Annotated in this window: 15 protein-coding genes and 2 tRNA genes; 5 read left to right on the top strand and 12 right to left on the bottom strand. The window is 74.3% G+C overall.

The features are described 5' to 3' along the window. Positions 1-330: 330 nt before the first annotated feature. Both tig and POF43_RS18880 read right to left on the bottom strand, forming a co-directional pair. Positions 331-1,764, bottom strand: coding sequence for a trigger factor (gene tig / locus POF43_RS18885; RefSeq protein WP_271315409.1), 1,434 nt, complete (start codon positions 1,762-1,764; stop codon positions 331-333). A 265-nt stretch (positions 1,765-2,029) separates the two neighbouring features. Further along, positions 2,030-2,103, bottom strand: a tRNA-Pro gene (locus POF43_RS18880). A 136-nt stretch (positions 2,104-2,239) separates the two neighbouring features. Between POF43_RS18880 and POF43_RS18875 the strand changes: the two genes are divergently transcribed. Further along, a tRNA-Gly gene (locus POF43_RS18875) sits at positions 2,240-2,313 on the top strand. 249 nt (positions 2,314-2,562) lie between these two features. Here POF43_RS18875 and POF43_RS18870 read toward each other — a convergent pair. The 6 genes from POF43_RS18870 to POF43_RS18845 all read right to left on the bottom strand — a co-directional run bounded on the left by POF43_RS18870 (position 2,563) and on the right by POF43_RS18845 (position 7,623). Continuing rightward, on the bottom strand, positions 2,563-2,757 hold the full coding sequence (locus POF43_RS18870) for a hypothetical protein (protein ID WP_271314188.1): 195 nt from the start codon (positions 2,755-2,757) through the stop codon (positions 2,563-2,565). Between the two features lie 139 nt (positions 2,758-2,896). Beyond that, positions 2,897-4,045: a PP2C family protein-serine/threonine phosphatase gene (locus POF43_RS18865; RefSeq protein WP_271314189.1), complete on the bottom strand. Its 1,149-nt coding sequence runs from the start codon at positions 4,043-4,045 to the stop codon at positions 2,897-2,899. Positions 4,046-4,441: 396 nt separating this feature from the next. Beyond that, positions 4,442-5,263: an Fpg/Nei family DNA glycosylase gene (locus POF43_RS18860; RefSeq protein WP_271314190.1), complete on the bottom strand. Its 822-nt coding sequence runs from the start codon at positions 5,261-5,263 to the stop codon at positions 4,442-4,444. A gap of 7 nt (positions 5,264-5,270) precedes the next feature. Next, entirely contained in the window at positions 5,271-5,762 is a 492-nt protein-coding gene (locus POF43_RS18855; protein ID WP_271314191.1) for a ribose-5-phosphate isomerase, read from the bottom strand. A 368-nt stretch (positions 5,763-6,130) separates the two neighbouring features. Then, a complete protein-coding gene (locus POF43_RS18850) occupies positions 6,131-6,742 on the bottom strand; it encodes a biotin transporter BioY (protein WP_271314192.1) in 612 nt (203 codons plus the stop codon). Between the two features lie 239 nt (positions 6,743-6,981). After that, a complete protein-coding gene (locus POF43_RS18845) occupies positions 6,982-7,623 on the bottom strand; it encodes a mycothiol-dependent nitroreductase Rv2466c family protein (RefSeq protein ID WP_271314193.1) in 642 nt (213 codons plus the stop codon). A gap of 213 nt (positions 7,624-7,836) precedes the next feature. On the opposite strand from POF43_RS18845, the gene pepN (POF43_RS18840) reads away from it, so the two are divergent. Then, positions 7,837-10,422 carry an aminopeptidase N gene (pepN, locus tag POF43_RS18840; protein WP_271322914.1) on the top strand — a complete coding sequence of 862 codons (2,586 nt, stop codon included), beginning with the start codon at positions 7,837-7,839 and terminating at the stop codon, positions 10,420-10,422. A 269-nt stretch (positions 10,423-10,691) separates the two neighbouring features. After that, positions 10,692-11,558: a hypothetical protein gene (locus tag POF43_RS18835; protein ID WP_271318285.1), complete on the top strand. Its 867-nt coding sequence runs from the start codon at positions 10,692-10,694 to the stop codon at positions 11,556-11,558. A 21-nt stretch (positions 11,559-11,579) separates the two neighbouring features. Here the strand turns inward: POF43_RS18835 and POF43_RS18830 are convergent, their stop codons facing one another. Next, positions 11,580-13,343: a TIGR03767 family metallophosphoesterase gene (locus tag POF43_RS18830; protein WP_282704655.1), complete on the bottom strand. Its 1,764-nt coding sequence runs from the start codon at positions 13,341-13,343 to the stop codon at positions 11,580-11,582. Between the two features lie 292 nt (positions 13,344-13,635). Between POF43_RS18830 and pepN (POF43_RS18825) the strand changes: the two genes are divergently transcribed. Both pepN (POF43_RS18825) and POF43_RS18820 read left to right on the top strand, forming a co-directional pair. Beyond that, a complete protein-coding gene (gene pepN, locus POF43_RS18825) occupies positions 13,636-16,218 on the top strand; it encodes an aminopeptidase N (protein ID WP_271324038.1) in 2,583 nt (860 codons plus the stop codon). A 164-nt stretch (positions 16,219-16,382) separates the two neighbouring features. Beyond that, complete coding sequence (locus POF43_RS18820; protein ID WP_271316901.1) at positions 16,383-16,826, top strand: GNAT family N-acetyltransferase; 444 nt, start codon at positions 16,383-16,385, stop codon at positions 16,824-16,826. A gap of 43 nt (positions 16,827-16,869) precedes the next feature. On the opposite strand, the gene POF43_RS18815 is transcribed toward POF43_RS18820, so the two are convergent. The 3 genes from POF43_RS18815 to POF43_RS18805 are packed head-to-tail and all read right to left on the bottom strand — an operon-like array spanning position 16,870 to position 19,768. Continuing rightward, positions 16,870-17,103 (bottom strand): hypothetical protein, encoded by a 234-nt coding sequence (locus POF43_RS18815; protein WP_271316900.1) that lies wholly within the window; start codon positions 17,101-17,103, stop codon positions 16,870-16,872. A 38-nt stretch (positions 17,104-17,141) separates the two neighbouring features. Next, positions 17,142-19,505, bottom strand: a complete 2,364-nt coding sequence (gene malQ / locus POF43_RS18810) for a 4-alpha-glucanotransferase (RefSeq protein ID WP_282704654.1) — start codon at positions 19,503-19,505, stop codon at positions 17,142-17,144. After that, complete coding sequence (locus tag POF43_RS18805; protein WP_271326167.1) at positions 19,505-19,768, bottom strand: hypothetical protein; 264 nt, start codon at positions 19,766-19,768, stop codon at positions 19,505-19,507. Before POF43_RS18805 ends, malQ begins: the two co-directional genes overlap by 1 nt. Between the last annotated feature and the right edge of the window lie 26 nt (positions 19,769-19,794).

Raw genomic sequence — 19,794 nt, 5'->3', positions numbered from 1 at the left:
CTGCGGAGTCGTCACGTATCCACCTGCTCGTCAGTCGGACGGCGGCCCGCCGTCGTCGCGTCTTCTCGTGAGGGCACGGGGAACACGGGAAACGCTGAGCGCGTCACCACCCAGGGTCTCCCCTGCCCTCGTTACCAGTGACCCTAACGCGCAGGTCGGGCCCAGCAGTCCCGCACGCGAAACTGTTCGCTGTGAGCGCAGGCTCCTGCCGCCGGCCGGGGCCACGCGGCCCGGGAAACGCCCGGGTCCGGACCCGCGCGATCGCGTGGGTCCGGACCCGGGCGTGCGTCCCGGCGCGGACCGGCCCGGCGGGGCCGGTCCGCGGCCGGATCAGTCCTCGCTGCCGGCGGCGTCCTCGGTGGACGCGTCCTCGGCGGCGGTGTCCTCGGCGGGCGCGTCCTCGGCGGCGGCGGTGACCGCCTCGACGGTCTCGGCGCCCTCGGTCTCGTCCTCGTCGTCCTCGAGATCGACGGCCTCACCGTTGCTGTCGACGACCTTGGCGGCCTCGACCACGGTGGCCAGCGCCTTGCCGCGGGCGACCTCGCCGACCAGCATCGGCACCTGGCCGCCCTCGACGACGGCCTGGGCGAACTGGTCGGGCGACATGCCGGAGGTGGCGGCACGGCGCATGAGGTGCTCGGTCAGCTCTTCCTGGTTGACCGACAGCGACTCACGGGTGACGAGCTCGTCGAGGATGAACTGGGTCTTGATGCCCTTGACGGCCTGCGACTCCAGCTCCGCGTCGTACTCCTCCTGGGACTTGCCCTCGCGCTCCAGGAAGCTGTCCCAGTCCAGACCCATCGTCGGGAACTGGTGGTGCTCCAGGTTGTGCTTGCGGGTCTCGACCTCGTCCGCGAGCAGCTTCTCCGGGATCGGCACCTCGACCAGCTCCAGGAGGGCGTCGAGCACCTTCTCCTGGGCCTGGGTGGCCTGGTCGTACTTCTTCATCCGCTCCAGGCGCTTGACGCTGTCCGCGCGCAGCTCCTCAAGGGTGTCGAACTCGCTGGCCAGCTGGGCGAACTCGTCGTCCAGGGCGGGCAGTTCACGGGCCTGGACGGCGGTGACGTCGACCTTGACCTCGGCCTGCTTGCCGGCCGCGGAGCCGCCCTTCAGCTCGGAGGTGAAGGTGGCGGTGCCGCCGGCCTCGACGCCGATGACGGCCTCGTCGATGCCGTCGAGCAGCTGGCCGGAACCGATGGTGTAGGTGACGCCCTTGGCGACACCGTCCTCCAGCACCTCACCGTCGACGACGGCCTCCAGGTCGACGACGATCACGTCGCCGTCGGCGGCGGCCCGCTCGACCGGGGTGGTGGTGGCGAAGCGGTCGCGCAGCTGCTCGACCGACTTGTCGATGTCCTCGTCGGAGACCTCGACGGCGTCGACGGTGACCTCGATGCCGGTGTAGTCCGGGATCTCGATCTCCGGGCGGATGTCCACCTCGGCGGTGAACTTCAGCTCTTCGTTGTCGTTGAACTCGGTGATGTCGATCTCGGGCTGGCCGAGGACCTTCAGCTCACCCTCGTTGACCGCGTCCGTGTAGAACTTCGGCAGCGCGTCGTTGATGGCCTCTTCGAGGACCGCGCCGCGGCCGAACCGCTGGTCGATGATGCGCGCGGGGATCTTGCCCTTGCGGAACCCCGGCACCGAGACCTGCTGGTTGATCTTCTTGTACGCCGCGTCGAGGCTGGGCTTGAGCTCCTCGAAGGGCACCTCGACGGTGAGTCGAACCCGGGTCGGGTTCAGAGTCTCCACGGCGCTCTTCACGGTTGGGTCTCCTTGGGGCTGACATTGGGGGCTTGGGCTGGCCGACGAGACGTACTACCCGGGGTTGCGCCCCCTACGTCGCCCCGCATGTGAGGGCCAGCCTGCATAGTACCGGTACCACCGCGGGCCCGGCTCCGCGGCCGGAAAAGGGCGGTGCCGCGGGCCCTGAGCAGGGCCGGAGGCACCGGCGGGGCCGAAATGGCCTGATACGGGCCCCGGACGGGCGGGGGCAGGCGGGAAGGACCGGGACAGGCCGGAAGATGGGTCGGGGTGGCCGGATTCGAACCGACGGCCTTCCGCTCCCAAAGCGGACGCGCTACCAAGCTGCGCCACACCCCGTTCAGTGCGACACGTAGCGTACATGCCCTGACACCTGCCCGTTGCCGACCGCCCGCACGGGTGAGGCCCGGGACAACGCCGGTGCGAACGCCCCGGTCGATCGGCTACGATCGGTGTGCCACACTGACTGGCAGTCGCGGGCGTAGCTCAATGGTAGAGCCCCAGTCTTCCAAACTGGCTACGCGGGTTCGATTCCCGTCGCCCGCTCCAGTGACCGAGGCCCAGGTGAGGGATCTTCATCCCGCCCCTGGGCCTTGGCCGTTCCCGCACGCTGCCGCGGCCGCCCGGCGCTGCGGCGACCTGGTACTCGCGGAACCCGGTGTGCTCGCGGAGCCCTTTTCAGCCTTGTGCGGCCGCATGACGTTCACCACGCGCCGCGCCGGGTAGCCGGTCGGTGTCGCGTGGTGCGCCGCACCGGGCGGTGGCCGGAGGCGTTCCCCCGGCCGGGGCCCTACGGGCTCAGAACTTTATCTGCGCGATAGAGCTCGCAAGGGAGTTCAGGAAGCGGTTGATGCCCGGCGCCATCCCCGTGGAGGCGAGGAAGAAGCCGAAAAGGATGGCCACCACCGCTCCACCGCCCTTGATGGACCCGTTGCGCATCATCACCACCAACAGAACCAGCATCAACACCACTACGGACAGGGAGATGGCCACTCGGGATCACATCCTCGCTCGCTCCAAATACGGACCGGGGGTTGCGCTGCCACCCTCTGCTCCCCCACGGTCACCATCGTGCCATCAACATGCCCATGTGTGGGGCCGTAAAGCTCCTTACACATGCTCAACTCGCCATTCAGTCGCGCGAGATGATCAGCAGGGCCCGATCGTCGTTGACGTCCTTGGCCACCGCCTCGATCAGCAGCCAGGCGGCACCCTGGAAACCGGTGCCCGCGTAGTGGTCCGCGGCCCCCACCAAGCGGTCGATGCCTTCGGTGATATCCCGGCCCGCGGCCTCCACCAGGCCGTCGGTGTAGAGCATCAGGGCGTCGCCGGAGCGCAACGTGCCCTTCACGCCGCCGAATTCGGCGTCCTCGTCCACGCCGAGCATCAGTCCCTCGGCGGCCTTCTCCTGCCAGCAGCCGGTGCCGGCGCTCAGCTGCATGCCCGGCAGGTGGCCCGCCGACAGCAGTTCGTAGTCACCGCTGTCGAGGTCGAGCACCAGGTGGACGGAGGTGGCGAAGCCCTCCTCCCACTTCTGCCGCAGCAGGTAGCCGTTGGCGGCGGGCAGGAACTGGCCCGGCGGCAGTGAGCCGAGCAGGCCGCCGAACGCCCCCGACAGCAGCAGCGCGCGGGAGCCGGCGTCCATGCCCTTGCCGGAGACGTCGGTGAGGACCGCCTCCAGGTAGCGGCCGTCGGCGCTGCGGGTGGCCACCACGAAGTCGCCGGAGAACGACTGGCCGCCGGCCGGGCGCAGCGCCATCTCCGCGTGCCAGCCGGCCGGCAGTTGGGGCAGCCGGCTCTGCACCCGCAGGCGTTCGCGCAGGTCGAACAGCATGGTGCCGCCGCGCCGCCAGGGCACGCCGACCCGGCTGCGGAACTGGGCGATCATCAGCCCGGCGAACGCCACCGCGCTGACCACCAGGACGGTGCCGGGGGTCACCTCACGGGCCGCGGCGTCCTGGTAGGGGCCCAGCACGGCGTCCTCGACGACCAGCGCCCCGGCGGCGGCCACGTAGAGCAGCAGCAGGCTGGCGGGGCGCAGCAGCAGGCCGCCGAGCAGCACGGGGAAGACCAGGGCGGTGGGCGGGCACCACACGGGGACGCCGACGGTGGCCCAGCCGAGCAGCGGTACGCAGGCGAGCAGGGCGGTGAACGGCAGCCAGTCGGAGGCGTCACCGCGGAAGTAGTCGACGGCGGTTCTGCGCAGCACCGTTCGGGCCCGGTGCAGCGCCCTGCGCCACCGGGTCGTCACCGCTTCCGTACCCGCCCGCCCCTGTCTCATGTGCGGCGAGCCTATCCACCCGTTCGGTGGCACGTCGATTCCCCTCCCGCTGTTGCCTGTTCGGCTCCGGAGCGTGTCAGTGGCATGTGCGCTGCGTACCGGCCGGACGGCGAATCCGGCCGACTCGACGGGAAAGCGCTGGTACGCAGGGGTGTGTGCCGATGGGGCCCGGGATTTTCTGATCCGCCCGGTGCGCACGATGGTACGCCCGAAGGGAACGCATGTTCGAATGGGTGGGCGGTCCGGTGGCCGAACGCGGAGGTGGCTCGATCTGACCGAAATCGAGCGGTCGCCGGCGGGTCATGGTTGCCGGGGACGGCCTGTGGTGCTTCAGGGGCTTGCGGCAGGTCAGGTCACCGGATCACGGTCGGCGGCGCGCCAGGCGGCTCCGGCGGCTCACGGCTGCTGGCAGCGCGGGCACCAGAAAAGGTTGCGGTTGCCGAGGCCGGCGGTGCGGATCGCGGTGCCGCACAACAGGCAGGGCAGGCCGGCCCGGCGGTAGACGTAGACCTCGCCGCCGTGGTCGTCGACGCGCGGCGGGCGGCCCATCGCCTCGGGGGTGTGTTCGGGGCGCACGGTGTCGATGCGGCCGAGCCGGACGCCCTCGCGCATCAGGGCGGCCAGGTCGTCCCACATCGCGTCGAAGGTGGCGCGGTCCAGGTCGCGGCCGGCGCGGTAGGGGTCGACGCCGTGCCGGAAGAGCACCTCGGCGCGGTAGACGTTGCCGACGCCGGAGACCACCCGCTGGTCCATCAGCAGCGTGGCGACCGGGGTGCGGCTGCGGGTGACGCGGCGCCAGGCGGGTTCGGGGTCGGTGCCGTCGCGCAGCGGGTCGGGGCCCAGGCGGTCGTGTATCGCCTTCTTGTCGGCGTCGGTGAGCAGTTCGCAGGCGGTCGGCCCGCGCAGGTCGGACCAGGCGGCGCCGTCGTGTTCCAGCCGCAGCCGGACGGTGTCGGTGGCCGGTGGCGGGGTGCCGTCGCCGAGGGCGTAGGTGCCGAACAGCCCGAGGTGGATGTGGATCCAGTCCGGTCCGGCCGGGCCGGCGAAGCCGAGGAAGAGGTGCTTGCCGTGCGCCTCGGCGCTCTCCAGCTCGCGGCCGTCGACGAGGGCGGCGCCGGCGGCGAACCGGCCCTGGGGGCTGGAGGCCAGCACCGGGTGCCCGGCGAACCGGGTGCGGTGCTGGGCGGCCAGCCGGTGGATCGTGTGGCCTTCCGGCATCGGCGGGTCAGTTCTCCACGCGGGGGTGGTGGGCCGGGATGTCGGGGAGGTTGCGGGTCAGCTCGTAGGCGCTGAGCATGTCGATGCGCCGGATGTGCCGCTCGCCGTCGGAGAACGGGGTGTTGAGGAAGACCTCCACGAAGCGGGTGGCCTGCTCGGTGGTGTGCATCCGGGCGCCGACGCTGATGACGTTGGCGTTGTTGTGCTCACGGCCCAGGGAGGCGGTCTCCTCGCTCCAGGCGAGGGCGGCGCGCACGCCGCGGACCTTGTTGGCGGCGATGGCCTCGCCGTTGCCGGAGCCGCCGATGACGATGCCCAGACTGGTGCTGTCGGCGGCGGTGCGCTCGGCGGCCCGCAGGACGAACGGCGGGTAGTCGTCGTCGGCGTCGTAGACGTGCGGTCCGCAGTCGACGGGCTCGTGGCCTTCGGCCGTGAGCCACTCGACGAGGTGGTTCTTGAGTTCGTAGCCGGCATGGTCCGAGCCGAGGTACACGCGCATGCGTGCAGTCTGCCATGGCACCGGACGCGGGAGTTCGCGCCCCCGCGCCCGGCGAGCCGGTGGCGTGCGCGGGGTCGCGGTGCGGCAACGGGCAGGGCGGCGGCCGGCGGCGCGGCGCCGGGCGCACCGGTGGCGGGCGGTCGGCAGAGGCGCCGGACGCACCGGCGGCGTACGGCTGCGGAGGTGCCGGATCCGGTGGCAGGCGGCGCGGCGTGGCGCCGGACGCACCGGCGGCGGGCGGCCGGCGGAGGTGCCGGACGCACCGGCGGCGTACGGCCGCGGAGGTGACGGACCCGGTGGCGGGCGGCCTGCGGGTGCGCCGGGCGCCGGGGGCGGGGCGCCGGCCCCCGGCGGCAGGTTCGAAGGCGTCAGCCCTCGCGGCGGCCGACGAGCTTCCAGGCGGTGGGCAGCAGGCCCATGGCGAGGGCGGCCTTGAGGGCGTCGCCGATCAGGTACGGGGTCAGGCCGGCCGCGACGGCCTGGCTCACCGACAGGTGGGCGGCGAGGGCGAGGTAGGGCACGCCGACGGCGTAGACGAGGGCCTCGCCGACCAGCATCGCGCCGGCGGTCCGCAGGACGCCGCGGTCGGCGCCGCGCCGGGCGAGGGCGCCGACGGCCGCGGAGGCGAGCATCATGCCGACGATGTAGCCGAAGCTGGCCGAGCCGGCGCCACTGGTGCCGCCGGCGAACCACGGCAGGCCGGCCACCCCGGCGACCGCGTACAGCAGCAGCGACAGCAGGCCGCGGCGGGCGCCGAGGGCGGTGCCGACCAGCAGCGCGGCGAAGGTCTGGCCGGTGACCGGGACCGGGGAGCCGTGCACCGGGACGGCTATCTGGGCGGCCACTCCGGTGAGCGCGGCGCCGCCGAGGACCAGCGCGGCGTCCCGCAGCCGGGTGCGCGCGGCGGTGGAGGCGGGCAGCAGGTCGGCCAGGACCTGGCCGGGACGGACGAGGGTGGTGCCGGTGGCGGCGAGGCTCATCGGGTCTCCGCGAGGTGGGGGTGAGCGAACGTTAACAAAACGACGTTAACCCACCGTCCCCGCCGGTGACATGGGGCCTGGGGGACAAAGGCCCGATGGCGGGCTTGGTGGTTTCCGTACAAACGCGACGTGCGGCCGCCCTCCGGAGTGGGGGCGGCCGCACGTGGCAGTCCGCGGCGGGTGGCCGGTTCCGGTGACCGGACCGGCGGCCGCACCGCGGGAGAGAGCCGGGGGCCGGATCAGTCGAAGATCGGGCCGACGGTGCGCGTGCGCTTGATCTCGTAGAAGCCGGGGGTGGCGGCGACCAGCAGGGTGCCGTCCCACAGCTTGGCGGCGGCCTCGCCCTTGGGGGCGGGGGTGACGACCGGGCCGAAGAAGGCGACCTGCTCGCCGTCGGCGCCGGGCACCGCGATGACCGGGGTGCCGACCTCGGTGCCGACCAGGCTGATGCCCGCCTCGTGCGAGGCGCGCAGCTCGGTGTCGTAGGCGTCGCTGTCGGCGGCGTCGGCGAGGTCGGCGGGCAGGCCGGCCTCCTCCAGCGCGGCGACGATGGTGGCGCGGTCCTTGGGCAGGTCCTGGTTGTGGAAGCGGGTGCCGAGCGCGGTGTAGAGCGGGCCGAGCACGTCGGAGCCGTGCTTGAGCTCGGCGGCGATGCACACCCGCACCGGGCCCCAGGCCTGGAGCAGCGACTCGCGGTACTGCTCGGGCAGCTCGTCCAGCTTGGGCTCGTTGAGCACCGCGAGGCTCATCACGTGCCAGCGGACGGTGACCGGGCGGACCTTCTCCACCTCCAGCATCCAGCGGGAGGTCATCCAGGCCCAGGGACACAGCGGGTCGAACCAGAAGTCGGCGGGGGTGGTCTCGGTGCTGTTCTCGGTCACGTCGTCGTCACTTCTCTCCGGATCGCGGACGGCGGGGATAGCCCCTCCGCTGCGACAACACCGGGTGACCCGTCCCACATTCCCGGGGCCGCCACGGCGGTCCGCGGCGGCCGCCGGAGCGCCTCGACCGGTTCTCCCGCCGTGCCGCGAAGGCCGCGTGCGATGATGCGGAACCGTTGGAACGACCGGATATGGCTAGACGAGGGAGTCCCTGTGCCCGGCGAGAACCTGACCCGCGAGGAGGCCCGCGAGCGGGCCGGGCTGATCGCTGTCGACAGCTACGACGTGGCGCTGGACCTGCGGTCCGCGACCGATCCGGACGAGCCGGCGTTCCGCTCGGTGACCACGATCCGGTTCCGCTGCGCGCGGCCGGGCGCCTCCTGCTTCGTCGACCTGCTGGCGCCGCGGGTCAACGCGGTGCTGCTCAACGGGCGGCCGCTGGACCCGGCGGAGGTCTTCGACGGCTCCCGGGTGGCGCTGGAGGGCCTGGAGCTGTCCAACGAGCTGACGGTGGACGCCGCGTGCGCCTACAGCCGCACCGGGGAGGGCCTGCACCGGTTCGCCGACCCCGAGGACGGTGAGGTCTACCTCTACACGCAGTACGAACCGGCCGACGCCCGGCGGGTGTTCGCCGACTTCGAGCAGCCCGACCTGAAGGCGCCGTTCACCTTCACCGTGACCGCCCCGGCCGGCTGGACGGTGCTGTCCAACGGTGCGGCGGACGGCGGCCCGCAGGTGCTGGAGGACGGCGGGTGGACGCACCGCTTCGTGCCGACGCTGCCGATCTCCACGTACATCACCGCGGTGCTGGCCGGCCCGTACCACGTGGAGCGCGACGTGTACCGGCGTGAGCTGCCGGACGGCTCGGTGCTGGAGATCCCGCTGGGCGCGCTGTGCCGGCGGGGGCTGGCCAAGCACTTCGACGCGGACGACGTGTTCACCATCACCAAGCAGGGCCTGGACTTCTTCCACGACCACTTCGACTTCCCGTACCCGTTCGGCACCTACGACCAGGCGTTCGTGCCGGAGTACAACCTCGGCGCGATGGAGAACCCGGGCCTGGTGACGTTCCGCGAGGAGTACGTCTTCCGGGGCAACGTGACGCAGATGTCGTACGAGTCGCGGGCCAACGTCATCCTGCACGAGATGTCGCACATGTGGTTCGGCGACCTGGTCACCATGGAGTGGTGGGACGACCTGTGGCTCAAGGAGTCGTTCGCCGACTTCATGGGCACGTTCGCGCAGGTGGGGGCGACCCGGTTCACCAACGGCTGGGTGACCTTCGCCAACCGCCGCAAGCAGTGGGCCTACCGCGCCGACCAGCTGCCGTCCACCCACCCGGTGGTGGCCGACATCAACGACCTTCAGGACGCCAAGCTCAACTTCGACGGCATCACCTACGCCAAGGGCGCCTCGGTGCTCAAGCAGCTGGTGGCCTACGTGGGCCTGGAGGCGTTCCTGGAGGGCGCGCGCCGCTACTTCGAACGGCACGCGTACGGCAACACCCGGCTGGCCGACCTGCTGTCGGTGCTCGCCGAGGTCTCCGGCCGTGACATGTCCGGCTGGTCGCGCTCCTGGCTGGAGACCGCGGGCGTCAACTCCTTCACCCCGGAGGTCCGCTACGACGACTCCGGCGCGGTGGCGGAGCTGGCGGTGCGGCAGGACGCGGACGCCGCCCACCCCGTGCTGCGGCCGCACCGGGTGGCGATCGGGCTCTACCGGCGCGACGCGGACGGCGCCCTGACCCGGTACGCCCGTGCCGAGGCCGACGTGGCCGGCGCGCGCACGGTGGTCGCCGAGCTGGCCGGCGCCGACCGCCCCGACCTGGTGCTGGTCAACGACGAGGACCTGACGTACTGCAAGGTCCGCTTCGACGAGGAGTCGCTGGCCGCGGTGCGCGCCGGGCTGGGCGACCTGGCCGACCCGATGGCCCGGGCGCTGTGCTGGTCGGCGGTGTGGAACCTCACCCGCGACGGGCTGATGCCGGCCACCGACTTCCTGTCGCTGGTACGCGACTTCGCCGGCCGCGAACCGGACGTCGGCGTGCTCCAGATGCTGATGACCTGGGCCGGCACCGCGCTGCACCACTACACGGCCGCCGGGCGCCGCACGCGGGCCGGGGCGCTGCTGGCGCGGGCGGCCCGCGAGGAGCTGGAGCGCGCCGAGCCGGGCAGCGGCCACCAGCTGGCGTGGGCGCGGTTCTTCGCCACCACCGCGACGTCGCCGGACGACCTGGGGCTGCTGGGGTCGCTGCTGGACGGCACCGGGTCCGTCGAAGGGCTGGAGGTCGACCAGGAGCTGCGCTGGGCGTTCCTGGCCCAGCTGGCCGGGCACGGCGCGGCCGGCGAGGAGGCCATCACCGACGAGCTGGCCCGTGACGACACCGCATCCGGCCGCCGCCACCAGACCCGCTGCCTGGCCGCCCGCCCGTCGGCGGTGGTGAAGGCCGCCGCCTGGCACGACCTGGTGGAGTCCGACGCGCTGTCGAACGCGATGGTCGAGGCCACCTTGACCGGTTTCGAGCAGCCGGGCCAGCGCGAGCTGCTGGAGCCGTACGCCGACACCTACTTCGCCGCCATCGAACGCGTCTGGGCGGAGCGGTCGATCGAGATCGGCATGGCGGTGGTCCGCGGGCTGTTCCCGGCCTTCCAGGCCCGCACCGCGACGCTGGAGGCGGCCGACGCGTGGCTGGCCGCCCACCAGGACGTCTCCCCCGCGCTGCGCCGGCTGGTGGCCGAGGAGCGCGACGACCTGGCCCGGGACCTGCGGGCGCAGGAGTGCGACGCGGCGGTGGCGTGACGTTTCCGCGCCGGACGGAGGTGGCGTTCCGGCGGGTGCGGGGACGGCGGTCGCGCGGCGGGCGGGACGGTCCACAGCGGCGGGCGGGGCGGTCCCGCGCCGGTGAACGCGGCGATGGGCGGAGTGGCGGGCGGGGCGGTGGACGCGGTGGCGGGCGGGCGGCCTTCTCGGTCGTCCGGCCCGGCGGCTTCAGCCCGGGGATGTCCCGGTTTGTCAACAAGGGCGTAACAGGGGTTAACGGGCGTACCGGGCACGGGAATCCTGCGGTCATGAACCACGAGACGACTCCCCTGCACCACCTGCCCCGCCCGGCCGCCGCGTCCGCCCCGGTGGAACGGCTGCGCGAGGCACTGCGGTACGCCACCCGGCCCCCGCGCGGCGAACAGGTCGACGGGCGGGCGATGTTGACCGGGCTGACCGCGCTGTCGCTGCTGGGCTTCCCCGGGGTGCCGGTGCCGCGGGCGCTGGAGCGGGCCGAGGTGCTGGTGGCCCGCGGCCGGCGGCTGCCGGACACCCGCGCGGTGGCGGTGCGCCGGGCGCGGGTGCTGCCCAGGGCGCGGCTGGTGGGCGGGCTGCCGTGCGCGCCGGTGCCGCGGGCGGTGGCCGACGCGGTGGCGGCGGTGCGGGGCCCGGCCGCGGTGCGCTCGCTGCTGGTGGAGTCGGTGCGCACCGGCGACTGCGAACCGGACGCGGTGCTGCGCGAACTGGACGCCGCCGGGCTGCTGGAGCGGGCCGAGGTGGCGGACGCGGTCGACGCGCTGCTGGCGCAGGCGCGCGCGGTGGCGCAGGAGCGGCTGTACGCGATGGTGCGGGAGTTCGCGCTGCCCGACCCGGTGTGGAACGTGGAGCTGGCGCTGCCCGGCGGTCCCCGCCTCGGCGGAGTCGACGCCTACTGGCCGCGGCAGGCGGTGGCGCTGGAGCTGGACGCCGGCCCCTGGGGTGCCGACGACGCCGTGCCGTGTCCGCCGCCGGCCGGGAGCCGGCAGCGGCTGGAACGGCTGGGGGTGCGGGTGCTGCGCACCACCCCGGCCAAGCTGCGGGCGGCGCCCGCCCGGCAGGCGTCGCAGGTACGCGACGCGCTGATGACGGCCTGCGGCCGGCCGCCGCGCACGTACCTGGTGGTGCTGCCGCGCTGAGGGCCGCGGGCCGCCCGCCGGTCACCGGCGCAGCAGCAGTTCGGTGTTGCGGTCGGTGGGGCGGCCGGTCGAGGTGGTGCTGCCGCCGGGGCGGTTGAAGGAGATCTCGCGGTACAGCGAGGCGAGCCCGGTGGTGCTCAGGTCGGTGAAGTCGGTGCGGTGCGGGGCCGCGGACTCCACGAGGGTGGTGAACAGCGACAGGGTGCCGTCGTGGTTGTCGGCCAGTTCGACGACGCGGGCGAGCTGCGGGTGGTCGACGTGGGAGGCGGTGCTGATCTCCCAGAAGCCGTCGCGGGCGTGGATCTCGTTGGCGTGGACGTGGCCGTTGATCCAGGCGCGGACGTTGCGGTGCCGGCCCAGGACGTCGAGGACCTCGGCGCCGGTGTGCCGCTTCTCGCCGGGGCGCTCGGGGTCGGGGCGGGTGTTGGTCATGGTCCGGCCGGTGTGGTGGCTGAAGACGATGACGTGCTGGTCCGCGGCGCCGGTCAGGACGGCGTCGAGCCAGGCCAGCTGCGCGGTGCCGACCGAACCGGGCGAGTCGCCGGCCCGGTCGGTGGTGTCGAGGCTGACGCCGAGCACGCCCTCGGCGAGGCGGAACGCGTAGTGCAGGTGGCCGTCGGCCAGGTTGGCGGCGGTGTAACCGTGGCCGACCGGTCCGGGGCCGGTGTGCGCGGGGTCGAGGTGGGCGGCGAGGTATTCCTCGCGGGTGAACAGCGCGCGGCGCGGATCGGCGGTGACGGTGCGCAGGTCGCGGCGGTGGGCCTCGTACAGGTCGCGCAGCAGTTCGCCGCGCACCTCACGGCCGGCGCCGGCGGCGGCCAGCACCTTGGCGGCCTCGGCGGGGGTGACCTCTTCCAGCTTGCGGGTGCCGGTGGCCACGGCGCCGAAGGAGGCGCCGCCGAGCGCGAAGCAGCCGCTGACCAGGCCGTCGTGGTTGCCGGCGGTGGAGTACCAGGGCAGGCGCAGGCCGGGGGTGTCGACCGGGCGGACCGCGGCGTCGAGGAAGCCGGGGACGCGGGGGAAGCCGAGGCGCTTGTCGTGGTCGCGCAGCGCGGCGTCCGGCTGCCAGTACAGCGGCAGCCCGGATGCCTGCACGCCCTCGTAGACGCCAGCGGCCCCGGTGTCGGGGACGACGCGGCCGCCGTTCATCACGGTGAGGAACCAGTCGAGTTCGACCCGCTCGTTGTTGTCGCAGTTGTCGCCGGTGGTGATGACGCAGGACAGGTCGTGGCCGGTGGCCGGGCCGCCGGGCAGCGCGTTGACGCGCTCGACGAGCGCGGCGGCCCCGGCGACGCTCAGGGCCTCCTGGGGGCGCCAGGTGCCGGTGTCGGCGGCGCGCAGGTACTCGACGCGCAGCGGTGACTGGGCGTCGCACAGGTGGAGGTCGGTGATCTGCACGAAGGCGGCGAGCGCGGTGCGGCGGCCGGCCCGGGCCGGGTGGCCGGCGGCGAGGTCGGTGCGGACGACGCGCTGCCAGCCGGGGCCGTCGGCCAGCCGGCGGTAGCCGCCGGTGCCGCGCGGGGCGGCGACGGTCTCCAGCGTGGTGCCGGCCGTGTAGGGGCCGCGGCCGGCGGGCTGCGCCGGGCGGACGGGGGCCAGCGGCCGGATGACGGGCCGGTGGGCGGCGGCCGGGCGGGCCGGGCCGGCCCACAGGCCGAGGCCGCCGCCGGCCGCGGCGGTGGCCAGGCCGCCGGCCATCAGGACGGCACGCCGGCCGGGCGGGCGCGGCGGCGCGGGGGCGGGTGCGGCGGCGGGGAGCAGCGGGGCGGGGGCGGAACCGGACATGTGGGGGTCCCCTCGTGGGTGCCGGTCGGCGCGGACCGCGGTGCGGCCCTCCTGGGGATGGTGCGCAGCGCGGGTGACGCCCGGGCCAACGCCGCTGGAACGCCCGCGGGCGGCCGCCGGTCGCGGTCCGGCGGTGCGCCGGGCGGTCACCGGCCCGGCGGCGGGCGGCCCGGCGGCGCTCACCGGGAGTTCACCTCCGGTGCGCCGAAGCCGCGTGGCAGGATGGCGGCGGTCGTCCCAGGAGGACGCCACCACGGCCGAACATCCACGTATCTCCCTATAAGGAGCCCCTGTGCCGGGCACGAACCTCACCCGCGAAGAGGCGCAGCAGCGTGCGCGCCTGCTCACTGTCGACTCCTACGAGATCGAGCTGGATCTCGGCGGGGCGAAGGAGGGCGGCACGTTCCGGTCCCGGACCCGGGTCCGCTTCGACTGCACCGAGGAGGGCGTGCAGACGTTCGCCGACCTCGTGGCGCCCGAGGTGCACCAGGTGGTGCTGAACGGCAAGGAGCTGGACCCGGCCGAGGTCTTCGCCGACTCCCGGATCGCGCTGACCCTCAGTGCCGGCGCCAACGAGCTGACGGTGGACGCCAGTTGCGCGTACACCAACACCGGTGAGGGCCTGCACCGCTTCGTCGACCCGGTGGACGGCGAGACGTACCTGTACTCGCAGTTCGAGGTGGCCGACACCCGGCGGGTCTTCGCGGTCTTCGAGCAGCCCGACCTCAAGGGCACCTTCCAGTTCACCGTGCGGGCGCCGCAGGGCTGGACCGTGGTGTCCAACGCGCCGACGCCGGAGCCGGTCGACGGGGTGTGGACGTTCGACCCGACGCCGCCGATCTCCTCGTACATCACCGCGCTGATCGCCGGCCCGTACACCTCGGTGCACGGCAGCTGGCAGGGCGAGGAGCGCAGCGTGCCGCTGGGGGTGTACTGCCGGCCGTCGCTGGCGGAGTTCCTGGACGCCGACGCGATCTTCGACGTCACCCGGCAGGGCTTCGACTGGTTCCAGGAGAAGTTCGACATGCCGTACCCGTTCGCCAAGTACGACCAGCTGTTCGTGCCGGAGTTCAACGCCGGCGCGATGGAGAACGCCGGCGCGGTGACCATCCGCGACCAGTACCTGTTCCGGTCGAAGATGACCGACTCCGCGTACGAAATGCGTGCTGAGACGATCCTGCACGAGCTGGCGCACATGTGGTTCGGCGACCTGGTCACCATGGAGTGGTGGAACGACCTGTGGCTGAACGAGTCGTTCGCCACCTTCACCTCCATCCACTGCCAGGCGGCGGCGCCGGGCAGCTCGTGGCCGGCGGCGTGGACGACGTTCGCCAACTCGATGAAGACCTGGGCGTACCGGCAGGACCAGCTGCCGTCGACCCACCCGATCATGGCGGAGATCAACGACCTCGACGACGTCCTGGTCAACTTCGACGGCATCACCTACGCCAAGGGCGCCTCGGTGCTCAAGCAACTGGTGGCCTACGTCGGCGAGGACGCGTTCTTCGCCGGGGTGCGCGAGTACTTCAAGCGGCACGCGTGGGGCAACACCCGGCTGTCGGACCTGCTGGGGGCGCTGGAGGAGACCTCCGGGCGCGACCTGAAGGCGTGGTCGACGGCGTGGCTGGAGACGGCCGGCATCAACGTGCTGCGGCCGCAGATCGAGACGGCGGCCGACGGCACGCTGGTGTCGCTGGCGGTGCGCCAGGAGGCCCCGGCGCTGCCGGCCGGCGTCAAGGGTGCGGCGGTGCTGCGCCCGCACCGGATCGCGGTCGGCTTCTACGACCTGGTCGACGGCCAGCTGGAGCGCACCCACCGCGTCGAACTGGACGTGGACGGCGAGCTGACGCCGGTCGAGGTGCCGGCCGGCACCCGGCGCCCGGCGGTGGTGCTGCTCAACGACGACGACCTGTCGTACGCCAAGATCCGGCTGGACGAGGTGTCGCTGGCCACCGTGCGCGAGCACCTGGGCGACTTCACCGAGTCGCTGCCGCGCGCGCTGGTGTGGGCGGCGGCCTGGGACATGACGCGGGACGGCGAGATGGCCACCCGCGACTACCTGGAGCTGGTGCTGTCCGGCATCGTCAAGGAGTCCGACATCGGCGTGGTGCAGTCGCTGCACGGCCAGGTGAAGCTGGCGCTGGACCTGTACGCGGCGCCGGAGTGGCGGGCCGAGGGCCTGGCGCGCTGGACCGCCGGGACGCTGCGGCAGCTGCTGGCGGCCGAGCCGGGCGGCGACCACCAGCTGGCGTGGGCCCGGGCGTTCGCCGCCACCGCCCGCTCCGACGAGGACCTGGCGTTCCTGGCCGGGCTGCTGGACGGCACCCGCACGGTGGAGGGGCTGGCGGTCGACACCGAGCTGCGCTGGGCGCTGCTGGGCCGGCTGGCGGCCACCGGCAAGGCCGGTGAGGCGGAGATCGCCGCCGAGCTGACCCGTGACTCGACGGCGGCCGGCGAGGAGCACGCGGCCGGCGCGCGGGCCGCGATGCCGACCGCCGAGGCGAAGGCGGCGGCCTGGGCGGCCGTGGTGGAGGCGGGCAAGGACCAGGGGCTGCCGAACCACACGCAGGCCAAGGTCATCGCCGGCTTCGTCCAGTTCGACCAGCGCGAGCTGCTGGAGCCGTACACGCAGAAGTACTTCGCGTCGGTCAAGCCGTCCTGGGAGAAGCTGAGCCACGAGATGGCCCAGCAGATCGCCACCGGCCTGTACCCGCGCGTGCAGGTCGAGCAGGCCACGCTGGACGCCACCGACGCGTGGCTGGCGTCGGCCGAGCCGGTCCCGGCGCTGCGCCGCCTGGTGACCGAGGCCCGGTCCGGTGTCGAGCGGGCGCTGCGGGCCCAGGAGGCGGACCGCGCGGCGGCCTCGCGCGCCTGACGCACCCGGCCGCGGGCGCCCTTCCCGGTGGGGAGGGCGCCCGCGGCGCGTGCGGCGTCGATCCCGGAGGCTGTCGAACCGCGCCCGGCCGAGGACCGCGCCCGCGGCGCGTGCGGCGTCAAAACCGTTCGCGCCGGCCGGGGCGGGGCCGCATACTGCGGGGCGTGACGCATGACGAGACGGCCCGGCTGACGGTCGGGCAACGCGATCCGGCCCTGACCGAACGGCTGGACAGCGAACTGACCGCGTTCAACGACGCGGCGACCGGCGGCGCGGAACGCGACGCGTTCTCGGTGGCGGTGCGGGAGCCGGACGGCGAACTGGTCGGCGGGCTGACCGCGTGGACCTGGGGCGGCTGCCTGGGCATCAGCCTGCTGTGGGTGCGCGAGGACGCCCGCGGGGCCGGCTGGGGCAGCGCGCTGCTGCGGGCCGCCGAGCAGGAGGGCGCCCGGCGCGGCTGCGACCGCGCGGTGGTGTCCTCGTTCACCTTCCAGGCGCCGGACTTCTACCGCGGGCACGGCTACCGCGAGACCGGCCGCATGCTCGGTCTGCCCGGCGGGCACGAGGACGTGCACCTGTTCAAGCGGCTGGCGGCGGAGGCGGGCTGAGCGGCGGAGGCGGCGGGCTGAGCGGCGGCCGCCTCCGGCGCGGTCAGGCCTGCGGCTTCTTGCGGGACTTGTCGCTCAGCACGACGAGCCCGGCGATGACGGCGAACGCCACGACCGGGATCGCCACATAGAGCCCGAGGGTCTGGGCCACGGACAGGCCGGGGCCCGGGTCGTCGCCGGTGGTGGCGAAGGCGGCGGGCGACAGCAGCATCATCAGCGTCGTCACGGCCCCGAGGGTGCCGGCGCGCAGCGCGTTCTTGTTGACCACGTGTCCCAACGTAGCGAAGCCTCCCCGGCCCCGCGCGTCCGGGGTCGTCATTCGGCCCCCGCCAGCCCCCGGCGCAGTTCCGCGGTGAGGTCGCGCAGCCGGGTGGAGGCGGCCAGTTCCTCCAGGGTGACCGGGCGTCCGGTGCCGTCGGCGACCGGCAGCCGCCAGTTGGGGTAGCTGTCGGTGGTGCCGGGGACGTTCTGCGGACGGCGGTCGCCCACCGCGTCCGGCAGCCAGACGCCGACCATCCGGGCCGGGGTGCGGGCCAGGAAGCGGTGCACCGCGCGGATGGCGCCCTCCTGGTCGGCGGGCCCCTCCGGCAGCAGGCCGAGGGAGACCAGGTACGCCAGCCACTCGGTGACGTCGGCGGAGTCGGCGGCCTGTTCGGCGGCCAGGGAGCCGGTCAGCAGCCCCAGCCGGTGCCGCAGCTCCACGTGCTCGCCGGTCAGCCGGGCGGCGGTGGACGGCAGGTCGTGCGTGGTGACGGTGGCCAGGCAGTCGGTGCGCCAGGCCGACGGCGGCAGCGGGCGGCCGTCGGCCTCGGCCGCGCCGAGGTCGTCACGGCCCTGGTAGGCCCGTTCGAACCACAGGACGGAGGTGCCCAGCACGCCGCGTTCCGCCAGCCGTTCGCGCACGCCGGGCTCGACGGTGCCCAGGTCCTCGCCGATCACCACCGCGCCGGCCCGGTGCGCCTCCAGGGCCAGCACGCCCAGCATCGCCTCGGCGTCGTAGCGCACGTAGGTGCCCTCGGTCGGCGGCCGGCCCTGCGGTACCCACCACAGCCGGAACAGGCCCATGACGTGGTCGATCCGGACGCCGCCCGCGTGCCGCAGGACGTTGCGCAGCAGGTCGCGGTAGGGCGCGTAGCCGGCGGCGGCCAGGGCGTCCGGGCGCCAGGGCGGCAGACCCCAGTCCTGGCCGTGGGCGTTGAAGGCGTCCGGCGGCGCTCCGGTGGACATCCCGGCGGCCAGCGCGCCGGACAGCGCCCAGGCGTCGGAGCCGGCCGGGTGCACGCCGACGGCGAGGTCGTGCACGATGCCCACCGGCATGCCGGCCGCGGTCGCGGCACGCTGGGCGGTGCCGAGCTGCTCGTCGGTCAGCCAGGCCAGCCGGCGGTGGTGGTCGACGCGGTCGCGCAGGTCCTCGCGGGCCCGGGCGGTCGCGGCGGACCGCGGGTCGCGCAACCCGGCCGGCCAGGCGTGCCAGTCGGGGCCGTGCCGCTCGGCCAGCGCGCTCCAGGTGGCGTGGTCGTCGAGCGCGGTACCGCGCCCGGCGACGAAGTCCCGGTGCGCCGCCAGCCGCCCGGGGCCCAGCGGCACCCGGCACACCAGCTCCAGCGCGGCCGACTTCAGCCGCCACACCGCGTCCCGGTCGACGGGCTCGCCGCGCTCCAGCACCCCGGCGCGCAGCCGCTCGGCCCCGGCCAGCAGCCGGTCCGCCTCGGCGCGGTCCCGCGGCGGCAGGTAGGCGTACTCCGGGACGGCCTCGACGCGCAGGTGGACCGGGTCGGGGAAGCGCCGCGACGACGGCCGGTACGGGGACGGGTCGCCGGGGCCGTCGCCCGGCGGCAGCGCGGTGTGCAGCGGGTTGACGGTGAGGAATCCGGCGCCCGCCTCCCGCCCGGCCCAGCCGGCGAACTCGGCGAGGTCGGCCAGGTCGCCCATGCCCCAGGACCGGCGCGACAGCAGGGAGTACAGCTGGACCATGAAGCCGAAGGACCGCCCCGGCGGGACCGGCACGCGGTCGGGGACCACGATCAGCGGGCAGGCGGCGTCGCGGCCGTCGGGCGTGCGGACCCGCAGGGTGTGGTGGCCGAGCGGCAGGCCGTCGCCGGGCGGCCCGTCGCGGACCTCGCCGTCCTCCAGGGTGACCACCGCGGCGGTGCCGGACGGCAGGCCCAGCGGCGGCACGGGCGCGCCGGCGCGGACCACCAGGCACGGCGGGAGCGGCCGGTCGGCCAGGTGCGCCGCACGCTCGGCCAGCGCGGCCCGCACCGCCCCGGGCCCGGACGCGTCCACCCCGAGCGCGGCCAGCACGGCGACCACGGTCGAACGCGGCACGTGGACCGGACGACCGGGAACCGGCTCGTAGGCGGTGTCGACGCCGTGCAGGGCGGCGAGCCGGGCGAGGTCGGGGTCGGCGGGGGCGTTCCGGGCGGCGGGAGCGGTGCTGGCCGCGTGGGCGGCCTCGGCGGCGGCCTCGGCGGACGCGGCGGCGGCGATGGCGGGGGCGGTGTTGTCGTCAGGGGTGCCGTTGTTGTCCGGCGCGGGGGTGCCGTTGTCGTCGGGGGTGCCGTTGTCGTCCGGTGCGGGGGTGCCGCTGTCGTCGGGGGCGCTGGTGTTGGGCGTGGCGGCGTCGGGCGTGGTGCCGTCGTCGGGGGTCTCGTCCTGGGGGGTGGCCGGTCCGGTCATCAGATCTCCGGGTCGGTGAGGGACGACGGTTCGCTGGTCAGGGCCGGCTCCGCGGACATCGGCGGTTCGCTGGTCAGCGCCGGCTCCACCGCGGCCGGCGGCTCGCTGGTGAGGGCGGGCACCGCGGCGAGCGGCGGCTCGCTGGTCAGCGGCACGTCGTCGACCGTCCCCTGCTCCGCGGTCAGTGGCCCCCCGCCGTGGTCCTCGCACCCGCAGTCGCACCCCGCGAACGCGGACAGCAGAAGATCAGCGGGAACGGACATGGGGCGCCTCCGGCGGTAGGGAAGTC

It is taken from the genome of Streptantibioticus silvisoli (assembly GCF_027947535.2).
In the GTDB taxonomy this organism is placed as follows: Bacteria; Actinomycetota; Actinomycetes; order Streptomycetales; family Streptomycetaceae; genus Streptantibioticus_C; species Streptantibioticus_C silvisoli.
Note: the sequence above shows the minus strand (reverse complement) of the source record. Positions and strands in the feature narration are given on the sequence as shown.